At 40.4% G+C, this 13,071-nt stretch carries 24 protein-coding genes and 2 pseudogenes; 12 read left to right on the forward strand and 14 right to left on the reverse strand.

The genetic code is table 11. The annotated features are described in order from the left end of the window. Nucleotides 1–12 precede the first annotated feature (12 nt). The 13 genes and pseudogenes from ACE01T_RS01450 to ACE01T_RS01510 all read right to left on the reverse strand — a co-directional run bounded on the left by ACE01T_RS01450 (nucleotide 13) and on the right by ACE01T_RS01510 (nucleotide 6,111). Nucleotides 13–240, reverse strand: coding sequence for a DUF551 domain-containing protein (locus ACE01T_RS01450; RefSeq protein ID WP_395518598.1), 228 nt, complete (start codon nucleotides 238–240; stop codon nucleotides 13–15). Next, on the reverse strand, nucleotides 240–515 hold the full coding sequence (locus tag ACE01T_RS01455) for a hypothetical protein (protein ID WP_395518599.1): 276 nt from the start codon (nucleotides 513–515) through the stop codon (nucleotides 240–242). The genes ACE01T_RS01450 and ACE01T_RS01455 overlap by 1 nt, the downstream gene beginning before the upstream one ends. Continuing rightward, nucleotides 508–681 carry a hypothetical protein gene (locus tag ACE01T_RS01460; RefSeq protein WP_395518600.1) on the reverse strand — a complete coding sequence of 58 codons (174 nt, stop codon included), beginning with the start codon at nucleotides 679–681 and terminating at the stop codon, nucleotides 508–510. The genes ACE01T_RS01455 and ACE01T_RS01460 overlap by 8 nt, the downstream gene beginning before the upstream one ends. A gap of 1,074 nt (nucleotides 682–1,755) precedes the next feature. Further along, on the reverse strand, nucleotides 1,756–2,196 hold the full coding sequence (locus ACE01T_RS01465) for a hypothetical protein (RefSeq protein ID WP_395518601.1): 441 nt from the start codon (nucleotides 2,194–2,196) through the stop codon (nucleotides 1,756–1,758). A 10-nt stretch (nucleotides 2,197–2,206) separates the two neighbouring features. Next, nucleotides 2,207–2,695, reverse strand: a complete 489-nt coding sequence (locus ACE01T_RS01470) for a RusA family crossover junction endodeoxyribonuclease (protein WP_395518602.1) — start codon at nucleotides 2,693–2,695, stop codon at nucleotides 2,207–2,209. After that, entirely contained in the window at nucleotides 2,688–3,098 is a 411-nt protein-coding gene (locus ACE01T_RS01475) for a hypothetical protein (protein ID WP_395518603.1), read from the reverse strand. The genes ACE01T_RS01470 and ACE01T_RS01475 overlap by 8 nt, the downstream gene beginning before the upstream one ends. Next, nucleotides 3,095–3,385 carry a hypothetical protein gene (locus ACE01T_RS01480; protein ID WP_395518604.1) on the reverse strand — a complete coding sequence of 97 codons (291 nt, stop codon included), beginning with the start codon at nucleotides 3,383–3,385 and terminating at the stop codon, nucleotides 3,095–3,097. The genes ACE01T_RS01475 and ACE01T_RS01480 overlap by 4 nt, the downstream gene beginning before the upstream one ends. A 251-nt stretch (nucleotides 3,386–3,636) precedes the next feature. Further along, a pseudogene (locus tag ACE01T_RS01485) lies at nucleotides 3,637–3,918 on the reverse strand (DnaB-like helicase N-terminal domain-containing protein); the annotation flags it as partial. Next, nucleotides 3,918–4,856 (reverse strand): hypothetical protein, encoded by a 939-nt coding sequence (locus tag ACE01T_RS01490; RefSeq protein WP_395518605.1) that lies wholly within the window; start codon nucleotides 4,854–4,856, stop codon nucleotides 3,918–3,920. The pseudogene ACE01T_RS01485 and the gene ACE01T_RS01490, both read right to left, overlap by 1 nt. Next, on the reverse strand, nucleotides 4,853–5,014 hold the full coding sequence (locus tag ACE01T_RS01495) for a hypothetical protein (protein WP_395518606.1): 162 nt from the start codon (nucleotides 5,012–5,014) through the stop codon (nucleotides 4,853–4,855). Before ACE01T_RS01495 ends, ACE01T_RS01490 begins: the two co-directional genes overlap by 4 nt. Further along, nucleotides 5,011–5,289 (reverse strand): hypothetical protein, encoded by a 279-nt coding sequence (locus ACE01T_RS01500; protein ID WP_395518607.1) that lies wholly within the window; start codon nucleotides 5,287–5,289, stop codon nucleotides 5,011–5,013. The genes ACE01T_RS01495 and ACE01T_RS01500 overlap by 4 nt, the downstream gene beginning before the upstream one ends. A 47-nt stretch (nucleotides 5,290–5,336) precedes the next feature. Next, nucleotides 5,337–5,827 (reverse strand): annotated as a pseudogene (locus tag ACE01T_RS01505) (phage regulatory CII family protein). A gap of 59 nt (nucleotides 5,828–5,886) precedes the next feature. Continuing rightward, nucleotides 5,887–6,111 (reverse strand): XRE family transcriptional regulator, encoded by a 225-nt coding sequence (locus ACE01T_RS01510; RefSeq protein WP_395518608.1) that lies wholly within the window; start codon nucleotides 6,109–6,111, stop codon nucleotides 5,887–5,889. A gap of 129 nt (nucleotides 6,112–6,240) precedes the next feature. On the opposite strand from ACE01T_RS01510, the gene ACE01T_RS01515 reads away from it, so the two are divergent. From ACE01T_RS01515 to ACE01T_RS01535, 5 genes are all read left to right on the forward strand, one after another. Beyond that, entirely contained in the window at nucleotides 6,241–6,996 is a 756-nt protein-coding gene (locus tag ACE01T_RS01515) for a LexA family transcriptional regulator (protein ID WP_395518609.1), read from the forward strand. 17 nt (nucleotides 6,997–7,013) lie between these two features. After that, the gene (locus tag ACE01T_RS01520; RefSeq protein WP_395518610.1) at nucleotides 7,014–7,217 is read left to right on the forward strand and encodes a hypothetical protein; all 204 of its coding nucleotides are present in this window, start codon (nucleotides 7,014–7,016) and stop codon (nucleotides 7,215–7,217) included. Nucleotides 7,218–7,244: 27 nt separating this feature from the next. Further along, complete coding sequence (locus ACE01T_RS01525; protein ID WP_395518611.1) at nucleotides 7,245–7,460, forward strand: hypothetical protein; 216 nt, start codon at nucleotides 7,245–7,247, stop codon at nucleotides 7,458–7,460. A 94-nt stretch (nucleotides 7,461–7,554) separates the two neighbouring features. Next, entirely contained in the window at nucleotides 7,555–8,316 is a 762-nt protein-coding gene (locus ACE01T_RS01530; protein WP_395518612.1) for a DUF3800 domain-containing protein, read from the forward strand. 155 nt (nucleotides 8,317–8,471) lie between these two features. Next, the gene (locus tag ACE01T_RS01535) at nucleotides 8,472–8,822 is read left to right on the forward strand and encodes a hypothetical protein (protein ID WP_395518613.1); all 351 of its coding nucleotides are present in this window, start codon (nucleotides 8,472–8,474) and stop codon (nucleotides 8,820–8,822) included. Here ACE01T_RS01535 and ACE01T_RS01540 read toward each other — a convergent pair. Further along, nucleotides 8,819–9,064 carry a hypothetical protein gene (locus ACE01T_RS01540; RefSeq protein ID WP_395518614.1) on the reverse strand — a complete coding sequence of 82 codons (246 nt, stop codon included), beginning with the start codon at nucleotides 9,062–9,064 and terminating at the stop codon, nucleotides 8,819–8,821. The genes ACE01T_RS01535 and ACE01T_RS01540 overlap by 4 nt on opposite strands. Before the next feature lie 217 nt (nucleotides 9,065–9,281). On the opposite strand from ACE01T_RS01540, the gene ACE01T_RS01545 reads away from it, so the two are divergent. From ACE01T_RS01545 to ACE01T_RS01575, 7 genes are read left to right on the forward strand one after another with little or no spacing between them, the layout of a single operon-like run. Next, nucleotides 9,282–9,713 (forward strand): hypothetical protein, encoded by a 432-nt coding sequence (locus tag ACE01T_RS01545; protein WP_395518615.1) that lies wholly within the window; start codon nucleotides 9,282–9,284, stop codon nucleotides 9,711–9,713. Next, entirely contained in the window at nucleotides 9,713–10,024 is a 312-nt protein-coding gene (locus ACE01T_RS01550) for a hypothetical protein (RefSeq protein WP_395518616.1), read from the forward strand. Before ACE01T_RS01545 ends, ACE01T_RS01550 begins: the two co-directional genes overlap by 1 nt. Before the next feature lie 11 nt (nucleotides 10,025–10,035). Continuing rightward, on the forward strand, nucleotides 10,036–11,169 hold the full coding sequence (locus tag ACE01T_RS01555; protein ID WP_395518617.1) for an ATP-binding protein: 1,134 nt from the start codon (nucleotides 10,036–10,038) through the stop codon (nucleotides 11,167–11,169). Next, nucleotides 11,166–11,852, forward strand: coding sequence for a 3'-5' exonuclease (locus tag ACE01T_RS01560; protein WP_395518618.1), 687 nt, complete (start codon nucleotides 11,166–11,168; stop codon nucleotides 11,850–11,852). The genes ACE01T_RS01555 and ACE01T_RS01560 overlap by 4 nt, the downstream gene beginning before the upstream one ends. Continuing rightward, on the forward strand, nucleotides 11,852–12,274 hold the full coding sequence (locus tag ACE01T_RS01565; RefSeq protein ID WP_395518620.1) for a hypothetical protein: 423 nt from the start codon (nucleotides 11,852–11,854) through the stop codon (nucleotides 12,272–12,274). Before ACE01T_RS01560 ends, ACE01T_RS01565 begins: the two co-directional genes overlap by 1 nt. Beyond that, complete coding sequence (locus ACE01T_RS01570; protein WP_395518621.1) at nucleotides 12,274–12,705, forward strand: hypothetical protein; 432 nt, start codon at nucleotides 12,274–12,276, stop codon at nucleotides 12,703–12,705. Before ACE01T_RS01565 ends, ACE01T_RS01570 begins: the two co-directional genes overlap by 1 nt. After that, a complete protein-coding gene (locus ACE01T_RS01575; RefSeq protein WP_395518622.1) occupies nucleotides 12,705–13,070 on the forward strand; it encodes a hypothetical protein in 366 nt (121 codons plus the stop codon). The genes ACE01T_RS01570 and ACE01T_RS01575 overlap by 1 nt, the downstream gene beginning before the upstream one ends. Nucleotide 13,071: the final 1 nt, after the last annotated feature.

Raw genomic sequence — 13,071 nt, forward strand, 5'->3', positions numbered from 1 at the left:
TGCTCCATTAAATTACTTCTTTGGTGGTTTTGGTATTGGCATCCAGTGCGTTGCATTTGATGTGAATCCAGACCAATATTCGGTTGTTAGGTCGCCACGACCACCCTTGCAATAACGCTGCACTTCCGGGTCTTCATCACTTCTTAAATCCACTGTTAAAACAGGTTCACTCCACCCAGTCACACGACCGTCTTCAATAATAATTTCAGGCTTTTGCTTTTTGATACTAATCCACTTCATCAAAACACCTCTCTATCTTCCATCACCAGCATCCGATTAGTCTTCACTAGCCACTTCTCAAACATGGCTTCACTCTCTGCCCGATTGCCCAATTCAAAACGGTCGAATGCAGTATGGCATTTAAAACAAAGGGGAATGGTCTTACTGTCATCGGCCTTGATTCCGCGCCCTTTACCATCACGACTTGAGTTTGAATGAGCAGCCTGGCTATGTGGATTACCGCATCGAATACATGGCAACCTTCTGATTGCTGCTAACCGCTTTGCATCACGCATACAACGCTTCACGCAAATTCTTAATACGCTCTTTCAGCTTAATCATGATGCCGTCAATAGTTAGCATCTCTGCCCTGGTCAATCCTGCCCGACTTAAATTCTGATACTTAGACAGCTCAGCACTGCAAAATTCTAAGTCTTGTTTCGCTTGTACTTTGTCTGTCATGGAATCACCAATAAGAAAAGAAAAACCCCGCCAATAATGCATATTTAGCGGGGTCTTATGTGCCGTAATCCGTTCGGCTAAAGTCACCGAAGTGACAAGGGTTCATTTAACTTCTTTCAAACAATCCCGACACACCTTGATTTCTTCATCATCAACCGTGTAATCGATTTCTATCGCACCATGCAGGCCGAATAAACACATTAAGAATCGGAGCATACTTTTCTCCATGCAAAAAAAAGCCCACATTAGGGAATACGATGTGGGCCTATAAACTAATGACCTTGAAAGGTCACTGGGAAACTACAGCCGTTTCCAGTGGTGATTATACATACATATTTATTAAACTCTTGTTAAAAATTAATATAAGTTTCAAATAAATCAATATATTATTAAAACTTAATTAATAATTTATCAAACATTAAAAAAGCCCACTTAACCGGGGATGGTATTAAGCGGGCTAATATGGGGTGTCATCTTTTTTATTTTTATTGCACTTTCTCTTTAGAGTACAAGAAATATATCACCATACTTCGATTTACAAAGTATAGGGAATTTGTAGAAACTGTGTTCAAGCATTGGCTTTAAGTTATTTTTTGATCTTTGTTAGACAATGATCATTAAATCTAATCTAGGTGCCCTGATATTGCTTACACATGACATTTCTCAGGGCATAGCCACCACAAAAGATCCATGCTGTGGTCCATAGCTACTCCCTACTTTGATTGCCGCTGAATAGGCACAGTACTAATCAATTTTCGGTTTCGGTTCAAATGTCGGAGGGGCATCACTCCCAACTCTGATTTCACTTTCCTGCATATCCTATTCATGCTCGATGAACTGCATGGGTTGTACCATCTTTCGTGGGGTCTATACGTAGCTCAAAAGCTGTTTATGCTAATACTGGCATTTTTGATTCTCCAATTTTGGTTATTCCGAGAGACAAATCTATTTGCGTATCAAAAACACTAGGCAACAAAAAAGCCCACCATTTAGCGAGCTTTAATAGCTAGTGAACCCGACTACTCAAGCGCACTATACCTGAAATATGCCATATCTCGGAATGCCAGTCAAATACTAATCAATGCGTAATCGTTTATCATGACCAGCTAAATAAAACTTCCCTGCATAAATCATATTTCTTAAAACATTCCGGCCTAATTTAAATTCATCTTCCATCTTTCGGTCAGACATCCCTCGCACATTCTTTTCAATAAACAACTGAACTGCAACCTTCGCCGAATCACAAATCAGTTTTGATTGCTTCACTTCAATGATGAGCTTCCGCACCTGTTCAGCCTCAAAATCATTAATCTTACAAATGATCTGATCCTTGCGTGGTGCCACACCTTTATTGTTCTCACAGATCAGCCAATAAATCTGGTTCACCCCAAGACTATCCGGCTCATTCCCCGACTTCATGCGACAGGTTTGAATGTATGCACCGTACTGCTTCAACCAATCTTCAGCTGTAAATTTCGACCAATCCATTACTTGTGTTTTAACCGCTGCATTCATCCCATTACCCTCAAATCTTTCTCACGTAAATAACCAACTTCCCATCTTTCTCAACTGGCAGTCTTTCAACTACCAATTTATCCACCTGCTTATCATCCAGAATCAGTCCACATTTTGAGAGTGAATCAAAGATAGGCTTCACTATGTTGTCTATATCCCTTGTTTTCGCATCAGGTGGCGCGTACTCAATGTTTACTGACACTTTCCCATCGTACCTACACGGATTAACAAATCGCGCCATAACAGCCGTAAAATGCTTTGCTCGAAGGCTTAACCGATTTGTTTTATTTGCACCCTTAATCCAGTAATTGTTTACGGATGGTGGCACGATTTGAATTTCACACATCAGCAAGTCATCTTCAAATAACCCATCGCTTGCAAAACCTTTGATTAAATTAGGAGGGATTGTCGGTGCTGGATCAGGATTCCGCTTTTTCCTCGGCTTAGCTTTTGGGCTAAGCGAGGATTTGTATTGAGCTACGGTCATACGGTCAGTCATTGGCACCTCGCAGGGCTTGTAAATTCTCAATTTGAGCCTCGATAACGTCCGCAAACTCACTATCGTCAGACCACAAATCAAATTCATTTCTTATGCTTGTAGTAAGCTTTTCGTATTCACCAACCCGCTTTTGCAACTCCTGACGTGCAGCAAAATGACATTGAATAATTGCTGACTGCTCATCGTTGATTTTTTTAATCTGGATGTAGCAAGCCTCCATGTTATTGAGTTGTGAGCGAAGGTCATCAATTATGGCTTGTTGGTGGCTCCATACCTCAGCCTGATCCTCAACTTCCTTGATCCCATAAAACAAAGTCCTATCAATATCCTCAAATTTCTGAAACAGTATTTTTGGTGATCTGTTTGGGTATTTGGCCTCGATGTATTTCTCAAAATCACTCATCTCTCAATCACCTTCGTCATTGGGCTAATATGGTTCCGAATATCACTTACATAGTCCGTGCGGTTGTGGTCGGCAATTGCGGCGCGGAGGTCTTTAAGGTCTACTAATCCATTCAAAAAACCAGCCTGACTATGAACTACATGAGTGGCATAACTCGCGCCTAGAAAAACAACATTGACCGTCTTTGAATACACTTTGGTTTCTGGGTTGAATTTATTGGCCCACTCAGGCGCACCATCCACAATCGCCTGACACTTTTCCAACCCCAATTCTTCGATTAAGTTCATGCCCATTCCATACACTCCTTGCAACGACAGCCGCTTTTAAACTTCGTAATAGTTCCATGTTGAGCTAATGCCAAAATTGACTGCTTTACTTCCCTTGGTGAAAGTTTTGATTTTTTAGAACTAACAGAAACTTCTTTTGGCTCAGTGTTAGTTGGCTTAACTGGTTGAAATTTACGAATAACCAAGTCTTTCAGTGGATGAGAAGTACCATTGTCAAAACTTGCCAAAACTTCTCTTACTGTTACCGGCTCATAATGCGGTCTTGGCGATTCAGTGAACATACGCATCAAGTATTCAGTGCCGCCGACCAATTCATGATGTTTTGTTTCAATCAGCTTTTGCTCAACAAACACTACGTCATACGGTTTGTTTTCGTTCGACAGGTCAGTGATGGCATTGAAAATTGCTTTGTGTCGTTCAGCGTAAAAACATTCTGCATCCAGATCATTCATCACGGTTTCAAATGAATTTTGGACAGTCATCAATGCAACAAGAACACATTGCTCGATTGATAAATTGTGAATATTCGACATCACCAATCCCCCATGTCAGATTGATAGTTTTGAGGGATTACTGGTTGAGCATTTGCAGATGCAGCCTGCTGCATGAGTTTTTCAACGAGTTTGTTGTCACGCTTAATCCACTTCACGAAGTTTGAATACATCTGGGTATCGGTTACTGCGCCAGTGATAATTTTGTTTTCGTAGTGAGGATTGATCTCAAGCAAAATTTCGTCTGATTGGCCTTGTGAGATTTTTGGTAGCCCAGAACGTTGTAACCAAGAATTCAAAGAATCTAAATTTGGAGTCCAGATTTTGAGTGTGTGCTCAACTGAATTTTGTTCAGGTGATGGATTTTGGTTTTCAGATGGATTTTCAACCACAACACTCTCTGAAGTATTCTCTGTGTATTCTCTGTATGTATTCTCTGTATTAGTTGGGCTGATTTGTGCATCTAGTTTGGCGGAATTGTGCATACAGTCTGGCACATCTGTGCATTCAGATTGGCGCATTTGTGCATCTAGTTTGGCGGAATTGTGCATACAGTCTGGCACATCTGTGCATTCAGATTGGCGCATTTGTGCATCTAGTTTGGCGGAATTGTGCAACTGTGATGAATCAAGGCTTTCAGAGTATTTAATCAGTGCTTTATACAGATTTTCGCGCTCAACACGAAAATGCAATTTACATGGCACACCAACCTTTTTTTCTATTAGAAAACCAAGCGATTTTAAGGTTTTTCTTGCAGTATCCTGCTCACGTCTAGTAAGCCCAGTTTCCTGTGTCCACTCCTCATGAGTTTTATAGATCCAACCATCTTTGTTCCTGGTACGCGAAGTCCAATACACCAGTTGTGACAGCATGAGTGCGCCATTAATGCCACACCCAATGAACACGTAATGCTTGTTAAATGCGATTGGTTGATCATTCATAGCTTCAATCAACTTGATCATGGGAATGCTTGTATTCACGCTGCATCCCCCATTTTGTGAAAATGTCTATCCAGCACAGCCACAAAATCCACCTTCACCGATTGAACATACGGATCAAGTGGCATGCTGTTTTTGTGCAATTGTTTGCGATACTCAGCGCGTCTGAGTTCAAGCAATTGAGCGAGTGTTAATTTCATACTTGATCCCCTAACCGCTTCCCAGCACCCAGCTCCGCCACGTTTGCATGACTGACCAGGTGGCTCAATGCAAAGCTTCTGTTTCCATCCAGCAGCAGGCCTTTGCCTTGAACTTTGTGCACAGTCATCAATTCACCTGGCTTGGATTCATCGATAAAAACAACAACATCGCCGGCAATAAAATCCGATTCTGAAATCAAGCAATGCCCGCACTGCTCTTCTTTAAAATTCGTGCACTTGTTAGCGCATGGGTGTTGTGGTAAATTTGTTTTCATTCTAGGGTTCCTAAATTCTTGAATACCTAAAAGCCTGAGTTCTGACCTCAGGCTTTTTCTATTTGTAGAGCTGATAAATACTTTGCACACTCGCCCTTCATGGCTTTACGCAAAGACTGAATCTTGTGTTCCATTTCTTCCAGGATGCGGTCCGTCTCGTCCATTTCTGCTGGTGTCACCACGCCATCTTCCAGCGCACTTAAAACCTGCTTATTCGCCTGACCTGCACCAACATTCATACCGAGCAATGATTCCAGTACGCTCAACTGGTGCTCTTTGCCTTCAATATCACCTAACGGCATAAGCACTAGGCCCAGCTTGTGTGCCCAGGACTTTAAAACGACTGGATTTTGCGTATAGGTCAACATTGCTTCAAAGGCCTTTAGACTTGGCAGATGCTGACCATATTCGGGTTGGCGTAATTCAAAGCAGTTTTGTGCGATACACCTAAAACATCTGCAATATCTTTCGGTGTCACACCTTCAGAGTGATGAATCATCTTATGCAGTGCAGTTTTTGTTTCTTTTGAAATTTCCATATGTGAATCCAATAGTTAAGTTCACGTTTCTTTAAAACATTGACCGAGGGATAATTGGGTTAAGCGGCGTCTGGCGCCTTCTTTAAGAAAAAATCAAACAATTTTTTGTGAGATAGCTTGTTATTGCTGGCATCAACAATTGCTTGAATGGTTTCCATACGGGGTTTTTTACGACCATGAATCAAATGGGATTCCATGTATCCGTAAGACACTCCTACGCGAGAGCAAAAAATATGTTTTTCACTCTCACTTAAGGATTTCCAGTATTCGTATAGGTTTCTCATGAAAATACACCTAATAGGTAAATTAATATTAAATATACCTGTAAGGTAAAATTAATTCAACCTGACAGGGTATTTATTTTTTCTACCTAACAGGTAAATTTGATAAAGGATTTAACAATGGGGATCAGCATGACTGATTTGATGCAAATTCATGAAATACGACTTAAGAATGCTCGGGATTTAATGAGTGAATCCGGACTAAGCCGCACTGATTTTGCTGAAAAGGTCGGTCTATCTTATAACTTGATCAGTCAATATATCGGGAAGAACCCAACTAAAAATATTGGTGATGAGACAGCCAACAAGATAGAAGAAGCCTTTGGTAAACCAAAAGGTTTTTTGGATCAGGCGAATGCTGTGTCTATATCTTCAGGTGATGCTTCAAATAAAGGTGGGATTAAGATTTCACCCATCGAGTTTAGAAGTGGTGAAAGAAAGCCAACCAATGTAAGAATTCCTATTTATAAAGACATTAAGGCTTCATGTGGCGCTGGCATAGAAAATTTTTTAGAAGATGTGAGTGAGTATCTCGACATAGATCCATACATCTTAAAAATTATGGGCATACAAACCAAACCAGAAAACTTGCGAATAATCTATTCTGCTGAATACAGCATGTACCCTACTGTTGCCCCAGAAAGTCCGTTATTTGTAGATATTTCAGATAAAGATCCAAACGCTTTAAAAAATGGGAATGTGTATGTATTTACACATAATCATGAATTAAGAATGAAACGTATTTTTGTCAGCTATGGCTCGAATACTGTGAAATTGACCAGTGATAACCCTGATAAAAAACGATACCCAGATGAATTTATTAATAATGAGCAGCTTAATGAAATCAACTTTGTTGGGCGCTTAGAGTTGGCTTTAGTTAAGCCTTGATTACCTAAAGGATTGATATGCACCCGAAACAAATCATGAATCAAATCGTCGACCGAATTAATGAGGCGGCGGCTGCCAATCAACCTCTGGTATTAGATGCTGAAGAAGTCAAAATCCTTGCTGAAGAGATTGGTGATCTTCACTTCGTGCCAGTGTTGACTAATGAGCAGATCGTCCAGCTGTGTAAAGAAGGAAAGCTTGGGCAGAAGATAGTTGATTAAAAACCGAGGGAATGACTAATAAACTTAATGCAGAAAATTGAAATAAATTCCCGCAAGATCAGCCATGTGCTTTACGAGCATCATCTACTGACAGTGGTACTTAAGACAGGTGAAAGGTTTCTTTATCGCCTTCTTGAATCAAGTACGTTTACTAAGTTTATAGATTCGGATGATAGAGACAAATTCTATAAAACTGAAATAGAAGCGAATAAAAAGTTTAAGCGTATTCAGCTTTTTATTTAGTTAAATAGGAATTGGATCGGTAAAGTTGTTGGGTTGTATCTGGATGTTTAATTTAGAACTTACAGTTTAATAATGCTTAAATTATAGAGGGTTTATGGATTTTAGTGATTACATTGTATATGTCGATGAGAGTGGCGATCATACTCTTAATGGGTATAACTCCAAATACCCTGTTTTCGTTTTAGCTTTTTGTATTTTTCATAAAAGATATTACACAGAAACTGTAATCAAAAAATTAGAGCAACTTAAGTTTAAGCATTTTGGACATGACATTATTGTTATGCATGAACGAGATATTCTTAAAGGTACTGGGGACTTTAAAAATTACTCATCAAAAGAGCAAAAAGAAGCCCTACTAAATGACCTTACTGGATTAATGCAAGAGACACATTTTATTCTCATTTCATGTGTTGTCCGAAAAGATTCCCTGATCAAACGATATGCAACCCCTAAAAATCCATATTTTATTGCTTTAGAGTTTGGCCTGGAGAGAATTTATAAGTTCTTGGTAGAAAAAGGCCAACAAGATAAGAAAACATTTATTGTGTTTGAACAACGTGGATTGCAGGAAGATAAAGACTTAGAACTTGAATTCAGGCGAGTCTGTGATGGTAATAATTATGGAAAAATTTGCCTTCCATTTGAAATCAAGATGGCTTCTAAGAAAGTAAATTCTTCAGGTCTTCAAATAGCAGATTTAGTGGCTAGACCAATTGGAAATCACGTTTTAAAGCCTGATCAACCCAATAGGGCTTTTGATGTATTGAAGGCTAAATTCTATAGTTCTAATGGTCGAAATGGTGCAGGAACCGGCTATCACGGTTATGGATTGAAGGTTTTTCCAAATTCCAGATAAACAAAAGGCCCTAACATAACGCTAGAGCCTTCTGCCGACTGGGAATCCCCGGTCCATGTGTAACAGTGTAAAACATAAATAAATAATACGCAATAGCGTGCCGCTATGCTGCGAACCCGACGCAGTCCTTTAGAATAGATCGGGTGGAGGAAAGAGTGAACAACACAAGAACTAATACTTTATTGCTTAAGATTATAACCAATGAGTCTAATCTACCATTCTCTGATCGATGCAAAATCACAGTCTTGATTAATGGGAGAGAAATTTCAGGGAAACTATTAACCCCAAAGGAATATTATGATCGACCAATGAATAATAGATATAAAAACCTGTACTTTGAAGAAATTGAAGCAGAAAGAGAAAAACATATTGATGTTTTTAGTGAAACTCAAAGTCTTAGTGAATTTCCTGATGAGCTTAGACAGATTTTCCTACATTTGCTTGCTGATAACTCCAAGTCATATCAACTTAGAGTTGCAGATATAGTTGGCTATTCTTTTGATTAAAGCATCCACTTGGTATTTTTTGACCCACCTATAGTGCCGCTTGATTTTCTTGAATCAGTGGGCATGTTTCCAACACAACCAATCCCATTAAAGTAATCCTCTTGGTCTTTAATGGCTTTATTAATCCACTCTTGGTTTGCGTCAACTACAGTATCTTCCAGGAGTGTAATTGAGCCTTCATAAAGTTTTATTCGGGTGCCGGCAGGAATAATTCCGCGCTCTAATTCTTGATTCTTATCCATAACAAACTCCATCCAACCCACCCCAGCGGTGGGTTTTCTTTTGTCTATTAAAACTTATCTCACCTGAAGAGTAAAAATAATTTTACTATATTTACCTTGTAGGTATTTACTTTATTTTACCTCACAGGTATATTTTATCTCATAAACAAACAAAAGCCCCAGCGTAGTTCGAGCTACCTGAGGCCAGACCCACAACTTACCTGTGAGTGAGATAAGTATGAACACAAAACCAAATTATTTCAACCATACCAAGGTTTTTGCAGCCACCGCTGCATTAGCCATTGGTGTACTGGCTATGACTCATCAGCCAGAAGCAACTGAATACCACCCTTCTTATAGCGTCAATGCAACCCCTTCTGAATACGGTGTGCAATCCATAAAGCTTACTTCTGATACTTCTGGTATCGCAGTAGTCAAACTTGATGGCTTCCGTGTTCAAGTGGATTTCGACTTTGAAGCTCATCCAGACAGCTATGGCGTTGCTGGATCGGAGTTCACTTCTGTTGAAATCATGAATCTGGCTATTGATCGAATCACCGATGTAAACGGTAAGGAATATAGCGACTTCACCGACTACAACGACCACCGCAACATTAATCAAATTCTTTCGACTTTCATCGAAAAAAATAACCTGGTGGAGGCTGCGTAATGACTACTCCTAAACAACAATTCTCTGAATACCTTGGCAACGATGAGCAAGGCAACATGCGTCTTCGCCTTGGTACAAAGTTCGCCGCTATCTATGTCGAAAAAGGCAAAGATATTTACAAGGAAACCGCTAAAGGTCTTGTGAAAGTAACCCTGGAAGAATTGGTTTCTAAACCGTGGATTCGTGAAAACTTTGATCGTGAACGTGCTTTTCAACGTCGTAAGGCTTTGGCCATTGGTTTGCAAAGTTCGCATATTCCGTTACATGAGCGTCGTGCGTACAAAAAACGTATGGGCTGGGTTGGGGCTTAAGGGAAATTATCATGGCTTTAAATATTATTCCGGCTGACCAGGCATTAAATGTCAGCGCAATCATTACCTATATCTATGCAGATCCGGGTTTGGGAAAAACATCTTTGGGCTTCACTGCAGACAAAGCTATTTCATTTGACTTTGACCGCGGTGCACACCGTACTGGTGAACTTCGTCGTGGTGCTGTGGTTCCTGTTCAGCAGTGGTCCGACATTGAAAACATTAAAGAACAGGATCTTGCCCCTTTCAACACGGTTGTCATTGATACCGTGGGTGCAATGCTCGAATCCATTAAGACCCATTTGCTTAAAACAGCGAATAACCGTCAACAAGATGGCGCATTAAAGCTAAAAGCCCAGGGTTTGGCCAACATGAAGTTTAAGCAATATATCAATACTTTGCTGAGCTTCGGTAAGGATGTGGTTTTTATTGCTCATGCTTCAGAAGATCAAAATGGTGATCAGGTGATCTACCGACCAGAACTTGGTGGTAAAAACCGTAATGAGCTTTACCGTATTGCCGACATCATGGGTTATTTGACTACAGTCACCACCGGTGAAGGCAAGAATGCCCGTGTAATTAACTTCAAACCTTCTCCTACACATCATGCCAAAAACTCTGGCGCGCTGGGTGGTGAGACTGGTGAAGTTTGGTTGCCTGATTTAAAGAGCAACCCTACTTTCCTGGCTGACCTAATCAAACATGCGAAAGACCACATCAACACGCTAACACCGGATCAGCTTGCAAGTGCTAAGGCTATCTCTGATATGGAAAATTGGAAGCAAAGCTGCAATGAGATTGAGCATGCAGGTGATCTAAATCAACTGACAGAGTCATTGCAAGATCTTGTTCAAAGTAAACATGTCTATGCTGAATCTATGCGCCAGTCATTGCTTTTACGGGCCAAAGAGCTCGGCTGCAAATTCAATAAGCAGAGCGGTAAATGGGAAAACCCTGTCGAATTCCAGGCAATTTCAGATGTACAGCGTGATCAGTTACAAGCATTCATAGATGAACGTGGGCTTGATATTAAAACCGTTTGTGAACATCTCGGAATTGATTCACTGCTTCAAATTGATATCTCACAACTTCAATCCGTTCAACAAGAAATCGATAACTTTGCTAAACAGGGTATTACCGCATGAGTGCAATTATTTTAGACACGGAAACGCACACCATTGATGGTTACCCAATTGAAATTTCACATTCACCTTGCTCCTTTGAGCATGGTGTATTGAAGGTTGATCATAGTCACAACTTTGATCAGTACTTCTCATGCCCTGAACCTATTTCATTTGGTGCCATGGCTGTCCACCACATCATTGAATCTGATTTGGTTGATTGCCCAAGCTATGACGAGTTTCGTTTACCAGCTGGCGTGACTTATATCATTGGCCACAACATTGATTATGACATTCGTGCAATTCAGAAATGCGATTCATCTATTCAAGTGAAAGCTATTTGCACCCTCGCCCTGGCTCGCATGATTTGGGGTGATCTGGAAACTCATACTCTTGGTGCGCTGTATTACTTTGTCATGAGCGATAAGCAGGCAGCTCGAAAGCACCTACGCAATGCTCACAATGCTAGAGCTGATATCTATTTTACCGGTGTGATTCTTCAGGCAATTGTTGAAAAACTAGCAATCAAAGACATGCACTCACTGTATTTAATGTCTGAGACGGCTCGAATCCCGAAACGGATTAATTTTGGCAAGTACAAAGGCACTTTAATTAAGGACCTTGATCCTGGTTATATCTCATGGTTGCTTCGCCAGGATGATTTGGATCCTTATCTTAAAAAAGCATTACAGGAAAAGGTGGCGTGATGATTGGAACTCAAATCAAACCTGACTACTCGGAAGCTGTTGCTCAATTTGTGGCAAATGGTGGTCAGATTAAGCCGGCGGTGAATACAAATAAAGCTGAGTTTAATTACTGCAATGCAGATACTGTTTTGCAAAGTGCTGAAAGACCGAATAGCCATCAAAATCATATCTTGCGTACACGTGCTGAAAAGCAAGGTTTAAAAAGCTATAAGCCAGTTGCGCCATGCAGATCGTGCGGTACTTCCGAGCGATCTGTGAAATCCAATATATGTCTTGAGTGTGACCGCCGCAGAGCAAGAGCTAAAACAGGTTTGAGCTCAAAAAATTTGGAAGCGATTGGGCATTACCTGCTGGGCAAAGGTGAATCGGTTGAGTTCACCAGTGGCGGTAAAAAGTACGTTTTGAAAGTTGAGGTGGCGTGATGAAAAAAGTTATGCAGACAAAAACAGGAATTGGTGGGAACTGTGAGGGTGCAACGCTCGCAACCTTACTTGGTTTAAGCATTAATGATATTCCTGATTTTTGGGAAGGTTGTGACAAATCAAAGCCAACTTGCACAACTGAAGGCGCAAAGTATCAAGCGAATCTTAATAAATTCCTTGCAAGCAAAGGCCTTAAGGCCATCTCCTTGGGATTTCATGAACCGAGTGAAGATTCTGAAAAATGGGTTCAAGAAATTAGTAAGGGTGCGGGTATTAAGCACTTGGTGAATGGTATTTCCCCACGTGGCTATATGCATTCAGTTATCTATGAAGATGGTCAATTATGGCATGACCCACATCCTGAAGGCGGTGGCGTAAAACCATGTCAAATTACTTTTCTTCACCCAATTTTTGATGATGAGGTGGCGTGATGGATGAGCCGGTAAAGCCAAACTACAAATACCCTTTCCAGGAACATACAGTTATTGATACTGAGAACAATGTTCTGGAATTTCCTCGAATCAACTCGAAAAAATGCCAGCACATGATTGTTGAAATCGATACTAAGTCTCTTGAGTTGTTGTGCAAAAAATGCGGAGCAAAGGTAAATCCAGTTTTATGGATTAAAGATTCAGTTGGTTATTTTGCTCGGATACAAAAGGACATAAACGAGCAGCGTGAACGACTAAAAGAAGATGAAGCTGAATTAAAAAGACGCTCCAGAACACACTGTCAGCATTGCACAAAAATGACAACTATCAATTTAAAACACCACAATTTTCAGGTATTAGGGTGAA

Origin of the sequence: Acinetobacter uliginosus, from assembly GCF_044130295.1 — a bacterium.
Classification (GTDB): domain Bacteria; phylum Pseudomonadota; class Gammaproteobacteria; order Pseudomonadales; family Moraxellaceae; genus Acinetobacter.

What these genes read in the sequence shown, in the direction of transcription:
- ACE01T_RS01450 (WP_395518598.1), bottom strand. Translation starts at nt 240, where the DNA reads ATGAAGTGGATTAGTATCAAAAAGCAAAAGCCTGAAATTATTATTGAA.
- ACE01T_RS01455 (WP_395518599.1), bottom strand. Translation starts at nt 515, where the DNA reads ATGCGTGATGCAAAGCGGTTAGCAGCAATCAGAAGGTTGCCATGTATT.
- ACE01T_RS01460 (WP_395518600.1), bottom strand. Translation starts at nt 681, where the DNA reads ATGACAGACAAAGTACAAGCGAAACAAGACTTAGAATTTTGCAGTGCT.
- ACE01T_RS01465 (WP_395518601.1), bottom strand. Translation starts at nt 2,196, where the DNA reads ATGAATGCAGCGGTTAAAACACAAGTAATGGATTGGTCGAAATTTACA.
- ACE01T_RS01470 (WP_395518602.1), bottom strand. Translation starts at nt 2,695, where the DNA reads ATGACTGACCGTATGACCGTAGCTCAATACAAATCCTCGCTTAGCCCA.
- ACE01T_RS01475 (WP_395518603.1), bottom strand. Translation starts at nt 3,098, where the DNA reads ATGAGTGATTTTGAGAAATACATCGAGGCCAAATACCCAAACAGATCA.
- ACE01T_RS01480 (WP_395518604.1), bottom strand. Translation starts at nt 3,385, where the DNA reads ATGAACTTAATCGAAGAATTGGGGTTGGAAAAGTGTCAGGCGATTGTG.
- ACE01T_RS01495 (WP_395518606.1), bottom strand. Translation starts at nt 5,014, where the DNA reads ATGAAATTAACACTCGCTCAATTGCTTGAACTCAGACGCGCTGAGTAT.
- ACE01T_RS01500 (WP_395518607.1), bottom strand. Translation starts at nt 5,289, where the DNA reads ATGAAAACAAATTTACCACAACACCCATGCGCTAACAAGTGCACGAAT.
- ACE01T_RS01510 (WP_395518608.1), bottom strand. Translation starts at nt 6,111, where the DNA reads ATGAGAAACCTATACGAATACTGGAAATCCTTAAGTGAGAGTGAAAAA.
- ACE01T_RS01515 (WP_395518609.1), top strand. Translation starts at nt 6,241, where the DNA reads ATGACTGATTTGATGCAAATTCATGAAATACGACTTAAGAATGCTCGG.
- ACE01T_RS01520 (WP_395518610.1), top strand. Translation starts at nt 7,014, where the DNA reads ATGCACCCGAAACAAATCATGAATCAAATCGTCGACCGAATTAATGAG.
- ACE01T_RS01525 (WP_395518611.1), top strand. Translation starts at nt 7,245, where the DNA reads ATGCAGAAAATTGAAATAAATTCCCGCAAGATCAGCCATGTGCTTTAC.
- ACE01T_RS01530 (WP_395518612.1), top strand. Translation starts at nt 7,555, where the DNA reads ATGGATTTTAGTGATTACATTGTATATGTCGATGAGAGTGGCGATCAT.
- ACE01T_RS01540 (WP_395518614.1), bottom strand. Translation starts at nt 9,064, where the DNA reads ATGGATAAGAATCAAGAATTAGAGCGCGGAATTATTCCTGCCGGCACC.
- ACE01T_RS01545 (WP_395518615.1), top strand. Translation starts at nt 9,282, where the DNA reads ATGAACACAAAACCAAATTATTTCAACCATACCAAGGTTTTTGCAGCC.
- ACE01T_RS01550 (WP_395518616.1), top strand. Translation starts at nt 9,713, where the DNA reads ATGACTACTCCTAAACAACAATTCTCTGAATACCTTGGCAACGATGAG.
- ACE01T_RS01555 (WP_395518617.1), top strand. Translation starts at nt 10,036, where the DNA reads ATGGCTTTAAATATTATTCCGGCTGACCAGGCATTAAATGTCAGCGCA.
- ACE01T_RS01560 (WP_395518618.1), top strand. Translation starts at nt 11,166, where the DNA reads ATGAGTGCAATTATTTTAGACACGGAAACGCACACCATTGATGGTTAC.
- ACE01T_RS01565 (WP_395518620.1), top strand. Translation starts at nt 11,852, where the DNA reads ATGATTGGAACTCAAATCAAACCTGACTACTCGGAAGCTGTTGCTCAA.
- ACE01T_RS01570 (WP_395518621.1), top strand. Translation starts at nt 12,274, where the DNA reads ATGAAAAAAGTTATGCAGACAAAAACAGGAATTGGTGGGAACTGTGAG.
- ACE01T_RS01575 (WP_395518622.1), top strand. Translation starts at nt 12,705, where the DNA reads ATGGATGAGCCGGTAAAGCCAAACTACAAATACCCTTTCCAGGAACAT.